Here is a 17,772-nt window from a genome sequence, read left to right on the forward strand (position 1 = left end):
GGGAAGGGGCGGGTAGGGGAAAGCCTCGACCGGACGCCCCGTAAGCGCTCCGCAGGATGTGCCCCGGCCTCGCGTCGATCGTCTGCCGCGCCGTCGTGGCTGGTCGCGCAGTTCCCCGCGCCCCTTCAGGGCGCCCGTCCGGCCGGGTGGGGGGCTCCGCCCCCAGGCCCTCGGGTCCAGGGGCGGAGCCCCGTACGCGGCGGAGCCCCGCGCCCCTTCGGGGCGCTCCTCAGCCGCCCGCTGGGCCTCCGGGGTCGCCGCCCGGGTCGCCTGGGCCTCCGGGGTCGCCGGGGCCGCCTGGGCCGGGTTCTGTTGTTGGGCCGCCGGTGGGGAAGTCCGTCGGTGGGGTGGGGATCGTCGGCTCGTCCGTCGGCAGGGTCGGCGGGGTGTAGGTCGGCGCCGTGGGGACCGAGGTGTCCGGCGGCGTGTCGGTCGGGGGAGTGGTGACCACCGGCGGCGGGGAGACCGGCGGCTGCTGGGTCTCGGAGCCGCCGGGGGCGTCCGCGCCGTCCTCCAGTCGTAGATCGAACTCGGCCGGTTCCTTGCCGTCCAACGCCCCCGATGTGTACTGCGCCCAGATCTCCGCGGGGTAGCCGCCGCCGTTGATCCGCTCCAGGCCCGTCGCCCCGTACAGCGACTTCTGCACGCCGGTATTGGAGTCCTGGCCCATCACGGCGACCACGGTGGCCAGATCCGGGGTGTAGCCCGCGAACCAGGCGGCCTTGTCCTCCTCCGCGGTGCCGGTCTTGCCCGCCGCCGGGCGCTCGGCGGCCTGGGCGGCGGTGCCGGTGCCGCCGTCGACCACGCTTTGCAGTATCGAGGTGGTGGTGTCGGCGGCGCTGCGCGGGATGGCCTGGCGGCTCTCCCGCGCCGGGAGCTTGATCCGCGCCCCGTCCTTGGTGACCTCCTCGACCAGGCTGTACCGGCCGTGCTCACCGTGGTTGGCGAGGGTCGCGTACGCCTCGGTCATGTCCAGCACGCTCGCGGTGGCCGGGCCGAGCGCGATCGAGGGGGAGGCGTGCAGATCGGGGGTGCTCTTGGGGATGCCCAGGTCGATGGCGGTCTGCTTGACCTTGGCGGGGCCGACGTCCTCGGCCATCTGCGCGTACACCGAGTTCACCGAGTTGTCGGTGGCCGTGGTGACGTCGATGTCACCGTAGTCCACGTCGTCCTCGTTGGCCGGGGAGTAGCCGGTGGGCCCGTCGGCGCCGATGACCTCGCGCTTGTTGTCGCCGTTGTAGAGGGTGTCCGGGGTGATCGTCTGGCCGTCCTGGGTGGTGGCCCCGTAGCGCACCGCCGAGGTGAACACGAATGGCTTGAAGGTGGATCCCACCTGGTAGTCACGGCGGGTCGCGTTGTTGACGAACTGCTTGGTGTAGTCGATCCCGCCGTAGAGGGCGACCACCTTCCCGGTCTTCGGATCGATCGAGGCGCCGCCCGCGCGGACGTAGGCGTCGACCTTGCGGTCCTTGCTGAGCTTGCTCATCAGCCGGTCGCGCACGGCTTCGGTGAAGGCGTCCTGCTTGTCCTTGTCGATCGTGGTGGTGATGCGGTAGCCGCCGCGCGCCAGGGTCTGCTCGTCGATGATCCCGTTGCTGGTGAGGTAGTCCTCGACGGCCTCGATGAGATAGCCGCGCTGGCCGGACATGCCGGAGGGGGCCTTGGCCTCGGAGGGCCCGGGGAAGGTCATCTTCTGCCGCTCGGCCCTGGTCAGCCAGTGCTTCTTGACCATGCCGTCCAGGACGTAGTTCCAGCGGGCCACGGCCCGGCCCTTGTTCTGCGGATGGGCGACGATGTCGTACGAGCTGGGGGCGTTCAGCAGGGTGGCGAGATACGCGCCCTGGGCGGTGTTGAGCTCGCCGATGTCCTTGCCGTAGTACGCCTGGGCGGCGGCCTGGATGCCGTAGGCGTTGCGCCCGAAGTAGCTGGTGTTGAGGTAGCCCTCCAGGATCTTGTCCTTGCTCACCTCGCGGTCCAGCTTGATCGCGATGAAGAACTCCTTGGCCTTGCGGGAGACCGTCTGTTCCTGGTCCAGGTAGTAGTTCTTCACATACTGCTGGGTGATGGTGGAGCCGGACTGCTTGCCCTTGCCGGTGGCGGTGTTCCAGGCGGCCCGGATCATCGCCTGGGGGTCGATGGCCGACTCCGCGTAGAAGTCCCGGTCCTCGGCGGCCAGCACCGCGTGCTGGATCCGCTTGGGCACCTGGCTCAGCTGGACGTTCTCCCGGTTGACCGTGCCCTCACGGGCCAGCTGGGAGCCGTCGGAGTAGAGGAAGACATTGCTCTGGGCGATGGCGGCCTTGTTGGCCGGGGGGATGTCGACGAGCAGATAGCCGGTGACGAGCCCGCCCGCGATCAGCAGGACGATCAGCAGGAAGCCCCCGAGGACCATGCGCCAGGTGGGCAGCAGACGGCGCCATCCGGTGCGTTGGGGGCGCCCCTTTCTGCCCTTGGCCGGTTTGCCCGCCGTCACGGTCAGGCCGTCGGCGCGGTGCGGCGTGTCGTGGTTGCCATCGTCGGTGCCGGGCCGGTCACCCGATCCGGCCGCGCCACCATCGATCAACTGGGGCTCGTCGCTCATGTCTCCTGAGACTCCTCGGCCGCCGTCGAGGGTTGCGCGGCGGCGGGATCGTGCACGGTCGGGCGATTCGCGTCGTACGCCCGATAAAACACTGTCGCATCATCCGTTCCGGGCCGAGGACGAGGCGCGCACCTGTGACTGGTCTGTGACCGGTCGAATGGATGATTCCGCTCACACCATCCGGTGAATAATGCCTGGCCGTCTCTCCCGTCACCCCACTAGGCTCCGGATTTTGGTGCCGTTCGGGGCAGTGCGGTCGGGTCGGCCGGTCGGGCCGGCCGGGCCGGTCGGGCGGTGCGGTCGGGGAGGGAGGCAGGGGAAGATGCGGCTGTACGCGGCCGTCGCGGTCAGCGGCTTCAAACGCTACGCGACGTATCGGGTCGCCACGGTGGCCGGGGTCTTCACCAACACGGTTTTCGGCTTCATCCTCGCCTACACCTACACCGCGCTGTGGGACGAGCGGCCGCACCTCGGCGGCTACGACCTCGCCCAGGCGCTGACCTTCGTCTGGCTGGGCCAGGCGCTGCTGGCGGCCGTGGCGCTGATGGGCGGCGGTTTCCAGGAGGAGCTCCAGGACCGCATCCGCTCCGGGGACATCGCCGTGGACCTCTACCGCCCGGTCGACCTCCAGCTGTGGTGGCTGGCCACCGAGCTCGGCCGGGCGCTGTTCCAGCTGCTGGGGCGCGGTGTGGTGCCGATGGCCGTCGGGGCGCTGGTGTTCGAACTCCGGCTGCCCGCCTCGCCCTTGACCTGGTTGTGGTTCCTGCTCGCCGTGGCGCTCGCGGTGTGCGTCGGCTTCGCGGTGCGCTATCTGGTGTCGCTCGCCTCCTTCTGGCTGCTCGACGGGACGGGGCTGTCCATGCTGAGCGGGCTGCTGTGCCTGTTCTTCTCCGGGATGATCCTGCCGCTCAACGTCTTCCCCGGGCAGCTGGGCGAGATCGCCCGCGCGCTGCCCTGGGCGGCGATGCTCCAGGTGCCCGCGGACGTCTTCCTGGAGGAGCGCCGGGGGACGGGGCTGCTGGCGGCGTTCGCCTTCCAGGCGGGGTGGGCGGTGGCGCTGCTGGCGGCCGGGCGGGCGGTTCAATCGGCGGCGACCCGGAAGGTGGTGGTCCAAGGTGGCTGAGAAGGTGGTGGTCCGGGGTGGCTGAGTCCGCCGTGTCCAACGGGCTGCGGGCCTACGGCCTGATCGTCGGGATGTGGGTGCGCTCCACGATGGCGTACCGCACCTCGTTCCTGATCATGACGCTGGGGAACTTCCTCGCGACCGGCCTCGACTTCGTCGCGATCGCGTTGATGTTCACCCACATCGGGGAACTGGGCGGCTTCACCCTGGACGAGGTCGCCTTCCTCTACGGCACCACCAGCGTCGCCTTCGGCCTCGCCGACCTCGCGCTGGGCACCATGGGCCGGCTGGGCCAGCGGGTGCGCGACGGCACGATGGACACCCTGCTGGTGCGGCCGGTGCCGATACTCGCCCAGGTGGCCGCCGACCGCTTCGCGCTGCGCCGGCTGGGCCGGATCACCCAGGGGGCGGTGCTGCTGGGCTGGTCGCTGGCCCGGCTGGACATCGACTGGACGCTGGACCGGGCGCTGCTGATGCCGGTGATGCTGCTGAGCGGGGGCGCCATCTTCGGGGCGCTGTTCGTGCTCGGCGGCGCCTTCCAGTTCTGGGCCAAGGACGCCTCCGAGGTGCAGAACGCCTTCACCTTCGGCGGGACCACGCTGCTGGAGTACCCGCCGACGGTCTTCGGCAAGGAGCTGCTGCGGGGCGTCACCTTCGTCATCCCGCTGGCCTTCGTCAACTGGCTCCCGGCCCTGTACATCCTGGGCCGCCCCGATCCGCTGGGGCTCCCGGCCTGGATCGGCTTCGCGGCGCCGCTGGTCGCGGGCGGCTGCTGTGCGGTGGCGGGGCTGGCGTGGCGGGCGGGGCTGCGGGCGTATCAGAGCACGGGGAGCTGAGGGGAATTGTGGAATCGCCGCTGGGGAGTGCCGTGGACGATCTGATCGAGCTCGACGGTGTCGAGAAGGTGTTCCAGGTGCGGCGCAAGGCCGGGCTGATGCGCCGTGAGCGCCGCGAGGTGCGCGCCGTGGACGGCATCAGCTTCCGGGTGCCGCGCGGCGAGATGGTGGGCTACATCGGCCCGAACGGCGCCGGGAAGTCCACCACCATCAAGATGCTGACCGGGATCCTGGTGCCCAGCGGCGGACGGCTCAGGGTCGCCGGAATCGACCCCTCCAGGGAGCGGACGAGGCTCGCGCGCCGGATCGGGGTGGTCTTCGGGCAGCGCACCACCCTGTGGTGGGACCTGCCGCTGCGCGATTCGTACGCGCTGGTGCGGCGGATGTACCGGATCCCCGACGACCGCTACCGGCACAACCTGGACCGCTGTGTGGAACTGCTCAACCTCGGCGCGCTGTTGGACGTGCCGGTGCGTCAGCTCTCGCTCGGCCAGCGGATGCGCGGCGATATCGCGGCCGCCCTGCTGCACGACCCCGAGGTGCTCTATCTCGACGAGCCGACCATCGGGCTCGATGTGGTCAGCAAGGCGAAGGTGCGGGAGTTCCTGCGCGATGTGAACGCGGAGCAGGGCACGACGGTGCTGCTCACCACCCACGATCTGACCGATATCGAGCTGCTGTGCAAGCGGGTGATGGTCATCGACCACGGGCGGCTGGTCTACGACGGCGGGTTGGACGGGCTGCACGCGGTGGGGGAGAGCGAGCGCACCCTCGTGGTCGACCTGGAGCGGGAGCTGCCGCCCATCGAGGTCCCCGGCGCCCGGACGGTGCGGGTCGAGGGGCCCCGGCAGTGGCTGGCCTTCCCGGCGACCAACAGCGCGGCACCGATCGTCGCGGCCGTCGCCGACGGCTATCCGCTGGTGGACCTCTCGGTGCGCGAGCCCGAGATCGAGGACGTCATCGCGAGGATGCTGCACGGGGCGGAGGGCTGGGCGGGGCGGACCATGTAGTGGGCAAGGGCGCGGTGCGGGAGAGCGGGGCGGGCCCGGTGTGTGAGAGGGGTCAGGGCCGGTGCCCGCCATTAGTCTGTCCGTATGACGAGCGCTGGTTCTTCCCAGGGGGCGAGCCCCGACCTCCCGGACCCGGCCGGGATGCGGGCATCGGACGCCGAGCGTGAGCGGATCGCCGAGGTCCTCCGCGAGGCGGTCGCCGAAGGCCGGTTGGACATGGAGGAGTTCGAGGAGCGGCTGGGCGCGGCCTACGCGGCGCGCACCCATGGCGAGCTGGAGCCGCTGGTACGGGACCTCCCGGTGCCCGGCAGCGCCGCTCCGGCCCCGCCGGCCCCCGCCGACCGCACCGGCTGGGCCGAGCGGATCGGCGGCACCCCGACCTCGAAGTGGGCCGTGGCGATCATGGGCGGCTTCCAGCGCAAGGGGACCTGGACCGTTCCGCGTGCCTTCACCGCATTCGCCGTCATGGGCGGCGGTGAGATCGATCTGCGCGAGGCCCGGTTCGAGGGCCGCGATGTGGTGATCCGCTGCTTCGCGCTCATGGGCGGGGTGCAGATCACCGTTCCGCCGGACCTGGAGACGCATGTCAGCGGCATCGGGCTCATGGGTGGTTTCGACCACACCGGGTCCGCCGACGGGGACCCCACCGGTCCTCGGGTGACCGTGACCGGCCTCGCGCTCTTCGGCGGGGTCAGCGTCGAGCGGAAGCTCCGCAAGGAGGAGCACAGGCGCATGAAGGAGGAGCGTCGGCGGCTGAAGGCCGAGCGCCGGGAGGAGCTGCGGGGCGCGCGGCGCCAGGAGCGGGAGGAGCGTCGGCTGTCCCTGGAGAAGGAGCGTCGCGAGGACTAGGGGGCGACGGGCCGTGGCGCCTGCGGCGGGCTGTTCCCCTCCCCGCCCCTTCCCGCAGTATCGATATGCGGCTCCGCCGCGTGGCAGGGGCTCCGCCCCTGGACCCCGGGGTCTGGGGCGGAGCCCCAGTTTCGGGAAGGGGCGGGGAGGGGAAAGAACCGCCGGACACCACCCGTAGCCCTTACGACTCTCACGGGGCGCGTGAGAACTGTAAGGAGGGCCCTCTAGAGCTCGGCTGCCGTGCGGCCGCGCAGGTGGTCCAGGTTCAGCGCCCGCGCCATCGCGCGGTAGCCGTCGTCGCTGGGGTGCAGATGGTCGCCCGAGTCGAACATCGGGCGCAGCCGCAGCGGGCTGATCGGGTCGCGCAGCGCCTTGTCGAAGTCCACGACCTCGTCGAAGACCCGCCCGGCGCGGATCTGCGCGTTGATCTGCTCGCGCACGGCGTCCAGCCGGGGGGTGTAGCCGCGGTGCCCGTAGAAGGGCGTCAGGGTGGCTCCGATGACCCGCAGGCCCCGGGCGTGGGCCTGCTCGGTCAGCCGCTTCAGGCCCCACACGATCCGTTTGGGGTCGGTCTGATGGGGGATGCGGAGTATGTCGTTGACGCCCAGCTCGATGATCACGGCCTTGACGCCCGTACGGGACAGCACGTCGCGGTCGAAGCGGGACAGCCCGCTGGGGTTGTTGGGCGGGAACTGCGTGCCGTCGCTCAGCACGCGGTTGCCGCTGATGCCCTGGTTGAGCACGCCGAAGCGGGGCGCCCCGGGCTCGCTGCGCAGCCGCTCGGAGAGGAAGTCGGTCCACCGGTGGTTGGCCCCGGCGGTGGAGGTGATGCCGTCGGTGATCGAGTCGCCCAGCACCGCGACGGCGCCCTCGGCCTGCTTGGACCACACGTCCACGCCGGTCAGATAGCGCCAGTACGGGCTCTGCTGGGTGTAGGCGGAGCCCGCCGTGTCCTCCGTACGGTCGCCACGCGCCATGTACGACGTCTGGCGGGCGTGCGGGTGGTAGGTCACGGACCCGGACGCCTGCGGGGTGTAGGTGGTGACCAGCAGATCGGCCGCGTCCGGGACGACGAGCCGCACCGGGTCGCTGGTGGCGGCCTTACCGGGCGGGATCGTCACCCAGGTGCGGTTGTTGAAGCTGAGACGGCGCATGGTGCCGGCGGCCGCGGTGGGGTTGCTGGGCGCGGCGGCCAGCGCCACCGAGGCATGCGTGATCGTCAGCGGGCGGTTGCTGTAGAAGTTCGAGAGCTGGATCCGGGTGCTGGTGCCGCCGATGCTGGTGTGCACCACGTTCCGTATCGACATGCCCGAGAGGCCGCCGCGCAGCGTCCTCGGCTCGGCGGCCGCGGCCGAGGTGGACCAGGTGCCCACCCAGGCACCGGCCGAGGCCGGGGCGGCCGAGCCGCGGGCTCCCTGCGCACGGGCGTCCGAACCGCCGTTGTCACCACCGAGCCCGATGAATATCGCGGTGGAGACGAGGATCACCACAGCCGCCAGCGCAGCGAGCACGGCATACCCCGTGCGTCTGGGCATAGGGGGCATGCTCATGGGCGGGTTGTCTCCTCGGGCAGACGGAGCCCGAGGCTCCGGAAGTGGACGGGAACGGCGGGTGGTATCCGGCAATGCCGATGCGGTCCGGTCGGTCTCCCATGATCCCATGGTGAGACCCGGCTCCGCCCGTCGGCCTGCCCCCAATGTGCTGGGTCGCTCCCCCAGACAGACGACGGGAACTCACCGTTCGTTCCACACATGGGCGACTGAGACCGGAAAGAGACAATGCATGGGGGGACGGGCCGACCAGGTGGAGCGTATGGAGCGAAGAACGACTGGTGAGACGGCGGCCCCGCGGTCGCGGGGATCGGCTGTGCCCTTCGTCACGGACAGCCCCCTCGACGTGGAGCGGCGGCGCGGAGTGCGCCGGATGAAGGCGTTCGCCACCGGGCTGCTGCTCGGCGTCGCACTGGTGTACGTGCTCGCCACCTGGGCGCGGTCCTCCGGTATCGGCGGCTGGCCCGGCTATGTGGCCGCGGCCGCCGAGGCGGGCATGGTGGGCGCCCTGGCCGACTGGTTCGCGGTCACCGCGCTCTTCCGGCGGCCCATGGGGCTGCCCATTCCCCATACGGCGATCATCCCCACCAAGAAGGACCAGCTCGGGGCCAGCCTCGGGGAGTTCGTCGGGGAGAACTTCCTCTCCGGCGACGTCGTACGGATGCGGCTGCGCGCGGTCGGCATCGGCAGCCGGCTCGGCACCTGGCTCGCCGAGCCCGAGCACGCCGACCGGGTGACCGCCGAGCTGGCCACCGCGCTGCGCGGCGCGCTCACGGTGCTGCGCGACTCCGATGTGCAGGCGGTGGTGGGCGAGGCGATCACCCGCCGGGCCGACAGCCAGGAGATCGCGCCGGGCCTGGGCAAGCTGCTGGAGCGGGTGGTCGCGGACGGCGGTCACCGCCGCGCCGTGGACCTGGTGTGTCTGCGCGCCCACGACTGGCTGGCGGAGCACAACGACTCGGTGATGCTGGCGGTGACCGGCGGCGCCCCCGGCTGGACGCCGCGGTTCGTGGACCGCAAGGTCGGCGAGCGCGTCTACAGGGAACTGCTGCGCTTCGTGACCGAGATGCGGGACATGCCCGACCATCCGGCGCGCGGCGCCCTGGACCGCTTCCTCACCGACTTCGCCGGGGACCTCCAGTCCGACACCGACACCCGGCTGCGGGTGGAGCGGGTGAAGAGCGAGGTGCTGGGGCGCGGCGACGTCCAGGACCTCATCGCCTCGGCCTGGGCCTCGGTGCGGGCGATGATCGTCGCGGCGGCGGAGGACGAGCGCAGCGAGCTGCGGCAGCGGGCGCGGGCGGCGATTCTCTCGCTGGGCAGGCGGATGATGACGGAGCGACGGCTGCGGGACAAGATCGACGGCTGGCTGGAGGACGCCGCCGTCTATGTGGTGACGACGTATCGGGACGAGATCACCTCGCTGATCAGCGAGACGGTGGCGAGCTGGGACGCGGACCACACCTCGCGGAAGATCGAGGCGCACATCGGTCGGGATCTCCAGTTCATCCGGATCAACGGCACGGTGGTGGGTGCCTTGGCCGGGCTGGTGATCTATACGGTCTCGCGGGTGCTGGGCGCATAGTGCGCGGGTGACGGGCAGTCGGCTCGTGGCTCGTGGCCCGTGGCTCGTGGCTCGTGGCTCGTGGCTCGTGGCTCGTGGCCCGTGGCGCGCGGGCGGTGGGGGTTGGCTCGCGGCGCCGGGCGGATTGCCGCGTCGCGGCTCTGGAAGGTGTACGCGGCCTGGCCTATGGTGCGCGCGTGCGACGTCGTGAAGGGCGTGCCGTGCTCGCCCGGGGGCTGTGGACGGCCGGTGAGCTCGCCGTCACCCTCGGGGTCGTGGTGCTGCTCTTCGTCGTCCACCAGCTGTGGTGGACCAACCGGCAGGCGAGGGCGGAGGCGCGGCACGAGGTGTCGGTGCTGGAGCGGCGGTGGCAGGACGGGGCCGAGGAGTCCGTGACGCCGACGCCGACGCCGGGGGCGACGGGATCCTCCGATTCCGCTCAGGGGGACGGCCGCGGCCGTGACGGTGACCGCGACCGTGACCGGTCGGCCGGGAGCGGCGCCGGGGGGCAAGGGCCGCGCCGGGACCAGGCGTACGCGGTGCTCCGGATCCCGCGTATCGGCCTTACGGTGCCCATCGCCGAGGGCATCAGCCGCGCGGCGGTGCTCAACAAGGGCTATGTGGGCCACTATCCGCGCACCGCCCAGCCGGGCCAGGCGGGCAACGTCGCCCTCGCGGGCCACCGCAACACCCATGGCGAGCCCTTCCGGCAGCTGGACGAGGTGCGCCCGGGCGACACGGTGCGCATCGACACGGCCGACGCTCGCTTCACGTACGTGGTCGAGCGCACCCTGCCGCGTACCTCGCCTGCCGACGGCACGGTGATCGCGCGGGTGCCGTACAGCTCCGCCCACCCTCGCTACCGCTACACCGAGCCGGGCTACTACCTCACGCTGACGACCTGCACCCCCGAATTCACCTCCCGCTACCGCCTGGTGGTCTGGGCCCGGCTGAAGGCTGCCGCCCCACGGGATGTTGGCGGGGGCCGCTAGGGGTGTCCGGCGGGTCGTGACGCCTGCGGCGGGCTGTTCCCCTCCCCGCCCCTTCCCGAAACTGGTGCTCCGCCCCAGGCCCCGGACCGGGGTTCGGCCCTAGGCCCCGGACCGGGGCTCCGCCCTAGGCCCCGGGCCGGGGGTTCGGCCCTTCCCGCAGCATCGATCTGCGGCTCCGCCGCGTGGCGGGCCTTTGCCCCAGCCCCCTGGTAACGGGAAGGGGCGGGGAGGGGAAAGTATCGCTCTGCGGCTCGGCCGCGTGGCCCCGATCTGCTTAGACTGGCAGCGCCAGGAGGGGAGACCGGCCGGGAGAGGGGGGATGTCACGGTGTCGCGACGACTTGACGCGTTGCGAACGCAGCTGGGCGTCTGTCTGTTTCTGCTGACCGGGGTTTTGCTGGCGCAGAGCGGTGTGGTCAGCGCCGTCGCCCTCGCCGCCACCGTCGCCGCTACGACCGCCGTCGCCGCCGCGCTGGCCCTGTGCGCGGTCCTCGCCTCCCGTGGCCGAATACCCGTGCCCGCCGGGCGGATTCGCACCGCGATACGGGACCGGGAGCGCCGTACGGCGTTCCTGCCGCAGCGGGATCCCGACGCCGCCGGGCGTCCGAGGCCCCGAGCGCCGGGCCGTCGGCTGTCGACGGCCGCGTAGGCGCACCCATATCGCTGTACGGCGTACCTCCAGCCTCTCCGGCGTCTGAGGAGCGGGGTCCGGGGCGGAACCCCGGAAGCTCCAAGACTCGTACTGCCGCGCCACGCGGCTCGTCACGCCGATGTCTTCCACACTCCGGCACGACGAGACCCGCGGAGGGCTCCCATGTCCCTTTTCTCTTCCCTCGGCTCCCTGTTGACCACCATGGCGGACGGACTCGATCCGCTCTTCGGCGCGTCCGCGGCGGCGGCCGCCATCGTTCTGTTCACGCTGTGCGTCCGCGCCGCGCTGCACCCCCTCGCCCGGGCCGCGGTGCGCGGCGAGAAGGCGCGGGCCGCGCTCGCGCCGAAGATCACGGAGCTGGGCCGCAAGCACCGGGACGACCCGGAGCGGATGCGGCGCGCCATGGCGGAGCTCCGGACGCGGGAGGGCGCGTCACCGCTGGCGGGGTGTCTGCCGACGCTCGTCCAGCTTCCGGTCTTCTTCGTCATGTACCACGTGTTCTCCACCGGCAGCGGCGCCGGGGACCTCCTCGACCACACGCTCGCCGGGGCCCCGCTCGGTGCCCACTGGGGCGGGGTGGTCAGCGGTGGGCCGGGGCTGGTCTACCTCGGGCTCTTCGCGCTGATCGCGGCCGTGGCCACCTGGACGTATCTCCGCACCCGTAAGGTGACCGTCCCCGGGGCGCCCGGAGTGGCCCGGGCGCTGCCGCTGCTGTCGTTCGGCACCCTCGTCACCGCCGCCGTGGTCCCGCTGGCGGCGGCGCTCTACCTGGCGACCAGCACGACCTGGACGGCGGTGGAGCGGGCCCTGCTGCACCGCTGACGACTCTGCTGCACCGCTGACGACGTCCCCCGGCGCGGTCACCCTTCAGACCGATGTCCCAGTCCGTGAACGAGGTCTTGCGGGCTGGACGCCCCTGAAGGGAGGATCAATCGGCCGGTAGGCGTCTCGCACCGGCCTGTGACCTCGGGAGTCTTGGGATGAAACTGCTGCGAGTCGGACCGGCGGGCGCGGAACGCCCCGCGCTGCTCGATCAGAACGGCACCCTGCGCGATCTGTCCGCCCTGGTCCCGGACATCGACGGCGCCCTCCTCGCCGATGAGGCCGCCCTCGCGCGGGTGCGCGCGGCGGCGGCCGCCGAGGGGGACGACGCGCTGCCCGCGATCGAGGACGGCGGGGTGCGGATCGGCCCGCCGCTCGGCCGTATCGGCAAGATCGTGTGCATCGGGCTGAACTACCACGACCACGCCACCGAGACCGGCGCGAGCATTCCCGAAGAGCCCATCGTCTTCATGAAGGCCCCGGACACGGTCGTCGGCCCGGAGGACACCGTCCTCGTCCCGCGCGGCAGCGTGAAGACCGACTGGGAGGTGGAGCTGGCCATCGTCATCGGCCGCACCGCCCGCTACCTCGACTCCGACGAGGCCGCCCTCGCCGCGGTCGCGGGCTATGCGGTGGCCCACGACGTCTCCGAGCGCGCCTTCCAGATCGAGCGCGGCGGTCAGTGGGACAAGGGCAAGAACTGCGAGACGTTCAACCCCCTGGGCCCCTGGCTGGTCACCGCCGACGAGGTCCCCGACCCGCAGGCCCTGGGCCTGCGCCTCTGGGTCAACGGCGAGCTCCAGCAGAACGGCAACACGGCGGACCAGATCTTCGGCGTGGCCCAGGTGGTCCGCTACCTCAGCCAGTTCATGACCCTCTACCCCGGCGATGTCATCAACACCGGCACCCCGGCGGGCGTGGCCATGGGCCGCCCCGAGCCCAAGCCGTATCTGCGCGCCGGGGATGTCGTCGAGCTCGAGATCGAGGGGCTGGGCCGCCAGCGCCAGGAGTTCAAGGACGCCTGACCATCGACGGCCCCGGGGCCACTCGGGCTCACTTGCCCGGGTGGCCCGCCTTCTTGGGCGTCTGAACACCCGCCGCGCGCCGAACCGGTCCGCGAGCGCCTACCGCTTCGGTCAGGACCGAAGCGGTAGCGGAACGGGCCCATCCGATGCTGGAACCACGTGCTCATGGTGAACGTCTTTCCCCGGATTCCTGATCACGGTGGAGTGTGAAGCAGTGGTGGATACGGGGGCTGTCTCCTTCGCGGCAGGCGTGGTGAATGCGGCAGGCGTGGTGAAGTGCGCGGCGAGAGCTGTCGCGCGTGCCGCGCTCATTCCGACGGTGGCGGGGGCCACCGCGGTCATGGTGGCTGTGCCGTCCGCGCGGGCGGACGACCACTCGGGGCAGGTGCGCGTCGAGGATCTGCCCGCCGACACCTATGTTCCGGAGCCGGGCAATGACGAACGGTCGATGGACCTGGCGTTCTCCGTCGTGCCGAAGCGGGCGGGGCGGGTCACGGTGGTCATCGACACCTCACGGCTGGCCGGGGTCGCCACGGTCGGCCGGCTGAGCGATTCCTGCCGCCGCGAGGGCGCCCGGGTGACCTGTTCGTACCGCGTCTGGAACAGCGGGCAGCCGAGCACCGTACGTCCCTTCCGGCTGCGCCCGGCGGAGGGGAGCAAGCGCGGCGACCACGCCCGGGTCACCGTACGCGCGTCCCAGGACGGTTCGGCGGCCGCGGGGAGTACCGCGGTGATCGTCGGGCTGCCGAAGCTCACCGTGGGCGAGCGGGGCAGCCTGGAGCACCTGCGGCCCGGCGCTCCGCTGCCGCTCCGGGTGGCCGTGCGGAACGCGGGCGGGATCCCCGCGCGCAACGGCTTCGGCATCGCGGTCGGCGCGGGCGGGGACCAGAGGATCACTCCGAGGTACCGCAACTGCCGTAAGGAGGGCCCCGACCTCGACCCCGAACTGCGATGTGTCTTCGGGCGGTCGCTGACGGCGGGTGAGTCGGTGTCCACGGCTGGGCCCCTCGGAGTGACCGCGTCGAAGCGGCGGTTGTACAGCCACCTCTCCATCACCGTCTACGCCCTCGGCAGCCCCGACGACCCCGCGTACGACCCCGACGAGCGTGACGAGGAGCCGTACCCCACCACCCCGGGCGAGGACCCGCCGCTCGGGCTGACGGACGCGTCGGCGGACCGCGGTCGGTTCAGGGAATCCCTCAGCGAGGCCACGGTGGGGCTCGACCGGCACGTGGACTTGGACGCGGTCGCGCGGCCCGCCCGGGGCAGGGTCGGCGAGACGGTGCCCGTCCGGGTCGGCGTACGGGCGCGGGGGAACGGAGACCTGGACCTGTCGTACTGGGATCAGAGCGCCTGGTCCGTGCGGTTCACGGCGCCCCGGGGGACGCGCATCGTGGGCGGGCCGGAGGACGACGCACAGCCGCTGTGCACCATCCGGCACGGGGGGACGGTGGCCATGTGCCCCGAGTCGGCGGAGGGAGCGGCGTCGGGGCCGGGGGCGGGCGCGGGGATGGACTTCCGCCTGCACATCGACAAGAAGGTCCACGGTGCGCGGGGCCGGGTCGAGGCCGTCCCCAACCCCGACTTCCCGCCACACGACCCGCGCCCGGCGAACGACAGCGCCCCGGTGGCTCTGGAGACCACCACCGCTGCCGCCGAGCCGGAAACGCGGCCTTGGCTGTACGGGGGAACGGGCGGTGCCCTCGTGCTCGCTCTGGGAGTGCTGTACGCCGTACGCCGTCGGACCCGGGCCCGGGCGGAGTCCGTCCGTCAGGGCCCGGTGGGCACGTAGCGTCAGGGCCCGGTGAGCGAGAACCGCTCCAGCGCCTCCACCACCAGCGCGTGGTCCTCTGCCTGCGGCAGCCCCGAGACCGCGACCGCGCCGACGACGCCCGTGCCCGTCACATGGATCGGGAAGGCGCCCCCGTGCGCCGCGTACCGGTCGGGGTCGAGGCGCGAGGACTCCTCGAAGCTGCTGCCCTTGGCGCGGAACCGGGTGCCGACCAGGAACGAGCTCGCCCCGTAGCGCTCCACGACCCGGAACTTGCGCTCCAGCCAGGCGTCGTTGTCCGGGGAGGTGCCCGGCAGCGCGCGGTGGAAGAGGCGCTGCCCCGCTCGCTGGACGCCGATCGTCACGGCGGCGCCGCGCTCCTGGGCCAGGTCGGCGATGAGGCAGCCCAGCCGCCAGGCGTCGTCGTTGTCGAAGCGGGGCAGCCGCAGCCGACGCTCCTGCTCCTCCAGCTCCGCCACCCGGGCTATCGCGTCGGTGTGCTCGCTCATGCGGGGACCTCGATCCGGACGGTACGGCGCTCCGCGGCCGCCACCCGGGCCGCCTCCAGCACATGCAGGGTGGCCGCGGCCTCGGCGGCGGTGACCGGTGGCGGGGTGCCGTCGCGGAGGGCGGCGGCGACGGCGGCGTAGTACGCGGGGTAGTCGCCCCGGAGGGTCTCGACCGGAACGCCGCCGCCGGTCGTAGGGGACTCTCCCGCGCCCAGCCGGCCCCAGTCGCCCTCCGGCTCGGCACCCCATTCGACGGACGGTTCGCCGGGGCGCAGCCCCTCGCGCAGGGCGGCCTCCTGCGGGTCGAGGCCGTACTTCACGTAGCCCGACTCGCTGCCCAGCACCCGGAAGCGCGGCCCGAGCTGGGCGGTGGTCGCGCTCATCCACAGATGGGAGCGGACCCCGCTGGTGTGGGTGAGGGCGATGAAGGTGTCGTCGTCGGTCTGCGCCCCGGGCCGGCGCACATCGACCTCGGCGTAGACGGACTCGACCGGGCCGAAGAGGGTGAGCGCCTGGTCGACCAGATGGCTGCCCAGGTCGTACAGCAGCCCGCCGACCTCGGCCGGGTCGCCGGACTCCCGCCAGCCGCCCTTGAGCTGCGGCCGCCACCGCTCGAAGCGGGACTCGAAGCGCTGCACCTCGCCCAGCGCGCCTTCGGCGAGCAGCTTGCGGAGGGTGCGGAAGTCGTTGTCCCAGCGGCGGTTCTGGAAGACGGTCAGCAGCAGCCCGCGGGCCTCGGCGAGCGCGGCCAGCTCCTCGGCCTCGGCGGCGGTCGCGGCCAGCGGCTTGTCCACGACGGTCGGCAGCCCGGCCTCGAGGGCGGCGCGGGCGAGCGGGACATGGGTGCGGTTGGGGGAGGCGATGACGATCAGGTCCAGCTCATCCGCCCGGGCCCACAGCTCATCGGCGGAGTCCGCGAGTCGGACGTCGGGGAACTCGGCGCGCGCCTGCCGCTGCCGTTCCGGACTGGAGGTGACGATGGTGTCGAGGACCAGTCCCTCGGTGGCCGCGATCAAGGGGGCGTGGAAGACGGATCCGGCCAGGCCGTAGCCGATCAGTCCCACGCGGGTGGTGCTGCTGTCATCGGTGGCATCCATGAAGCCTTACTTTGGCAACAGTGTTGTCAAAGTGCAAGCGGTGGCCACAATGGAGGAGTGAACAGCACGATGTCCGGAGCGGCCGGGCCCGGAGCCAATCTGACCGCCCTGCGCAGCTATAACGCGGCACTCGTCCTGCGGCTGCTGCGGGACGCGGGCGAGGACGGCGTCAGCCGGCCGGAGCTGGCCGGGCGCACCGGCCTCACCCCCCAGGCCGTCAGCAAGATCACGGCCCGGCTGAGGGCGGAGGGGCTGCTGGCGGAGGCCGGTCAGCGCGCCTCGACCGGCGGCAAACCGCCCACCGCGCTCCGGCTGGTCCCGGACGCCCGCCATGCGATCGGGCTCCAGCTCGACCGCGACGAGGTGACGGCGGTCCTGGTCGACCTCGCGGGCACCTCGGTCGCGGCCCGCTCGGCCCCCTTCGACTTCGGCGCGCCCGCGGAGGAGGCGCTCGCGGCGGCCACGGCCGAGGTCAGGGCGCTGCTGGCGGACGCGGCGGGCAGGGGTGTGATGGGCGGAACGGCGGGCGGCGGCATCGCGGCGGGTGCCGGGACGGACGTCGTGGCGGGCGGCGGTACCGACGTCGCGGTGGGCGCCGTTACGGACGTCGCGGTGGGCGGCGGTACCGACGTCGCCGCGGGCGGCGGTGGCGCCTTGGGTGGCGGTAGCGCCCTGCGCGGCGGGCTGCTCGGCGTGGGCGTCGCCGCGCCCGGACCCCTCGACCACGGCTCCGGCGTGCTGCACCGCGTCACCGGCTTCCCCCAGTGGGACGGCTTCCCGCTGCGCGACGCGCTCGCCGAGCGGCTCGCCCTCCCCGTCGTCCTCGACAAGGACACCAACGCCGCGGCGCTCGGGCTGGTGACCGCCGGGACCGCCGAGTCGGCCGCGTATCTCCACCTGGGCACCGGCCTGGGCGCCGGTCTGGTGCTCGGCGGGGATGTGTACCGGGGCGCGCGGACCGACGCGGGGGAGTTCGGGCACCAGGTGATACAGCTCGACGGCCCGCCCTGCGACTGCGGCAACAACGGCTGTCTGGAGGCGCTGTGCCTCGCCGCCGTCGCGCGTGGCGACCGTACGGACGCCGCGCGGCTGCTCGGCATCGGCGCGACCAACCTCGTACGGCTCCTCGACATCGACCGGGTGCTCCTGGGCGGCCGGATGGTGCTGGCCGACCCCGAGCCGTACGTTCGCGGTGTGGCCACGATGATCGCCGAGGACTCCGTCCGCGCCAGCCGCCCCCCGGTCTCCGTGGACGTCGTGGAGCGGGGCGAGCGCGCCGTCGTCGAGGGCGCCGCCCGGCTGGTGCTCGCACCGCTGTTCGCACTGGGCTGATCGAGGGGGATCCTGCCCGCCAGTCGGGGGCAATCCGGGCCTGGTGCGGTGTGTCGGCGT

Annotated in this window: 15 protein-coding genes; 11 read left to right on the forward strand and 4 right to left on the reverse strand. The window is 72.5% G+C overall.

Going from position 1 to position 17,772, the window contains the following annotated elements; all coding sequences use genetic code 11:
• Window positions 1-229 precede the first annotated feature (229 nt).
• Window positions 230-2,581: a transglycosylase domain-containing protein gene (locus tag ACT2CW_RS31510; RefSeq protein WP_445519079.1), complete on the reverse strand. Its 2,352-nt coding sequence runs from the start codon at window positions 2,579-2,581 to the stop codon at window positions 230-232.
• A 322-nt stretch (window positions 2,582-2,903) separates the two neighbouring features.
• On the opposite strand from ACT2CW_RS31510, the gene ACT2CW_RS31515 reads away from it, so the two are divergent.
• From ACT2CW_RS31515 to ACT2CW_RS31530, 4 genes are all read left to right on the forward strand, one after another.
• Window positions 2,904-3,704 (forward strand): ABC transporter permease, encoded by an 801-nt coding sequence (locus tag ACT2CW_RS31515; protein WP_445519080.1) that lies wholly within the window; start codon window positions 2,904-2,906, stop codon window positions 3,702-3,704.
• A 71-nt stretch (window positions 3,705-3,775) separates the two neighbouring features.
• Entirely contained in the window at window positions 3,776-4,540 is a 765-nt protein-coding gene (locus ACT2CW_RS31520; protein ID WP_244202629.1) for an ABC transporter permease, read from the forward strand.
• A 32-nt stretch (window positions 4,541-4,572) separates the two neighbouring features.
• On the forward strand, window positions 4,573-5,550 hold the full coding sequence (locus tag ACT2CW_RS31525; protein ID WP_445519081.1) for an ABC transporter ATP-binding protein: 978 nt from the start codon (window positions 4,573-4,575) through the stop codon (window positions 5,548-5,550).
• Window positions 5,551-5,634: 84 nt separating this feature from the next.
• On the forward strand, window positions 5,635-6,399 hold the full coding sequence (locus ACT2CW_RS31530) for a DUF1707 SHOCT-like domain-containing protein (RefSeq protein WP_233361813.1): 765 nt from the start codon (window positions 5,635-5,637) through the stop codon (window positions 6,397-6,399).
• A 224-nt stretch (window positions 6,400-6,623) separates the two neighbouring features.
• On the opposite strand, the gene ACT2CW_RS31535 is transcribed toward ACT2CW_RS31530, so the two are convergent.
• Window positions 6,624-7,934, reverse strand: a complete 1,311-nt coding sequence (locus tag ACT2CW_RS31535; RefSeq protein ID WP_445519082.1) for an SGNH/GDSL hydrolase family protein — start codon at window positions 7,932-7,934, stop codon at window positions 6,624-6,626.
• A 247-nt stretch (window positions 7,935-8,181) separates the two neighbouring features.
• Here ACT2CW_RS31535 and ACT2CW_RS31540 point away from each other — a divergent pair, with 247 nt between their 5' ends.
• The 6 genes from ACT2CW_RS31540 (at window position 8,182) to ACT2CW_RS31565 (ending at window position 14,795) form a co-directional block, all read left to right on the forward strand.
• A complete protein-coding gene (locus ACT2CW_RS31540; RefSeq protein ID WP_445519083.1) occupies window positions 8,182-9,534 on the forward strand; it encodes a DUF445 domain-containing protein in 1,353 nt (450 codons plus the stop codon).
• Between the two features lie 176 nt (window positions 9,535-9,710).
• Window positions 9,711-10,505 (forward strand): class E sortase, encoded by a 795-nt coding sequence (locus tag ACT2CW_RS31545; RefSeq protein WP_445519084.1) that lies wholly within the window; start codon window positions 9,711-9,713, stop codon window positions 10,503-10,505.
• 327 nt (window positions 10,506-10,832) lie between these two features.
• Complete coding sequence (locus ACT2CW_RS31550) at window positions 10,833-11,153, forward strand: DUF6412 domain-containing protein (RefSeq protein ID WP_445519085.1); 321 nt, start codon at window positions 10,833-10,835, stop codon at window positions 11,151-11,153.
• Between the two features lie 165 nt (window positions 11,154-11,318).
• A complete protein-coding gene (locus tag ACT2CW_RS31555; RefSeq protein ID WP_445519086.1) occupies window positions 11,319-11,978 on the forward strand; it encodes a YidC/Oxa1 family membrane protein insertase in 660 nt (219 codons plus the stop codon).
• A 158-nt stretch (window positions 11,979-12,136) separates the two neighbouring features.
• Window positions 12,137-13,003, forward strand: a complete 867-nt coding sequence (locus ACT2CW_RS31560) for a fumarylacetoacetate hydrolase family protein (protein WP_086885923.1) — start codon at window positions 12,137-12,139, stop codon at window positions 13,001-13,003.
• Window positions 13,004-13,322: 319 nt separating this feature from the next.
• On the forward strand, window positions 13,323-14,795 hold the full coding sequence (locus ACT2CW_RS31565) for a hypothetical protein (protein ID WP_445519087.1): 1,473 nt from the start codon (window positions 13,323-13,325) through the stop codon (window positions 14,793-14,795).
• Window positions 14,796-14,797: 2 nt separating this feature from the next.
• Here ACT2CW_RS31565 and ACT2CW_RS31570 read toward each other — a convergent pair whose 3' ends face one another.
• Window positions 14,798-15,283: a heme-degrading domain-containing protein gene (locus ACT2CW_RS31570; protein ID WP_445519088.1), complete on the reverse strand. Its 486-nt coding sequence runs from the start codon at window positions 15,281-15,283 to the stop codon at window positions 14,798-14,800.
• On the reverse strand, window positions 15,280-16,380 hold the full coding sequence (locus tag ACT2CW_RS31575; protein ID WP_445519089.1) for a Gfo/Idh/MocA family protein: 1,101 nt from the start codon (window positions 16,378-16,380) through the stop codon (window positions 15,280-15,282). Before ACT2CW_RS31575 ends, ACT2CW_RS31570 begins: the two co-directional genes overlap by 4 nt.
• Before the next feature lie 69 nt (window positions 16,381-16,449).
• Here ACT2CW_RS31575 and ACT2CW_RS31580 point away from each other — a divergent pair, with 69 nt between their 5' ends.
• The gene (locus ACT2CW_RS31580) at window positions 16,450-17,712 is read left to right on the forward strand and encodes an ROK family protein (protein ID WP_445519208.1); all 1,263 of its coding nucleotides are present in this window, start codon (window positions 16,450-16,452) and stop codon (window positions 17,710-17,712) included.
• Window positions 17,713-17,772 lie beyond the last annotated feature (60 nt).

It is taken from the genome of Streptomyces sp. NEAU-174 (genome assembly GCF_052665095.1).

What these genes read in the sequence shown, in the direction of transcription:
- ACT2CW_RS31510 (WP_445519079.1), bottom strand. Translation starts at nt 2,581, where the DNA reads ATGAGCGACGAGCCCCAGTTGATCGATGGTGGCGCGGCCGGATCGGGT.
- ACT2CW_RS31515 (WP_445519080.1), top strand. Translation starts at nt 2,904, where the DNA reads ATGCGGCTGTACGCGGCCGTCGCGGTCAGCGGCTTCAAACGCTACGCG.
- ACT2CW_RS31520 (WP_244202629.1), top strand. Translation starts at nt 3,776, where the DNA reads ATGTGGGTGCGCTCCACGATGGCGTACCGCACCTCGTTCCTGATCATG.
- ACT2CW_RS31530 (WP_233361813.1), top strand. Translation starts at nt 5,635, where the DNA reads ATGACGAGCGCTGGTTCTTCCCAGGGGGCGAGCCCCGACCTCCCGGAC.
- ACT2CW_RS31535 (WP_445519082.1), bottom strand. Translation starts at nt 7,934, where the DNA reads ATGCCCAGACGCACGGGGTATGCCGTGCTCGCTGCGCTGGCGGCTGTG.
- ACT2CW_RS31540 (WP_445519083.1), top strand. Translation starts at nt 8,182, where the DNA reads ATGGGGGGACGGGCCGACCAGGTGGAGCGTATGGAGCGAAGAACGACT.
- ACT2CW_RS31555 (WP_445519086.1), top strand. Translation starts at nt 11,319, where the DNA reads ATGTCCCTTTTCTCTTCCCTCGGCTCCCTGTTGACCACCATGGCGGAC.
- ACT2CW_RS31560 (WP_086885923.1), top strand. Translation starts at nt 12,137, where the DNA reads ATGAAACTGCTGCGAGTCGGACCGGCGGGCGCGGAACGCCCCGCGCTG.
- ACT2CW_RS31570 (WP_445519088.1), bottom strand. Translation starts at nt 15,283, where the DNA reads ATGAGCGAGCACACCGACGCGATAGCCCGGGTGGCGGAGCTGGAGGAG.
- ACT2CW_RS31575 (WP_445519089.1), bottom strand. Translation starts at nt 16,380, where the DNA reads ATGGATGCCACCGATGACAGCAGCACCACCCGCGTGGGACTGATCGGC.
- ACT2CW_RS31580 (WP_445519208.1), top strand. Translation starts at nt 16,450, where the DNA reads ATGTCCGGAGCGGCCGGGCCCGGAGCCAATCTGACCGCCCTGCGCAGC.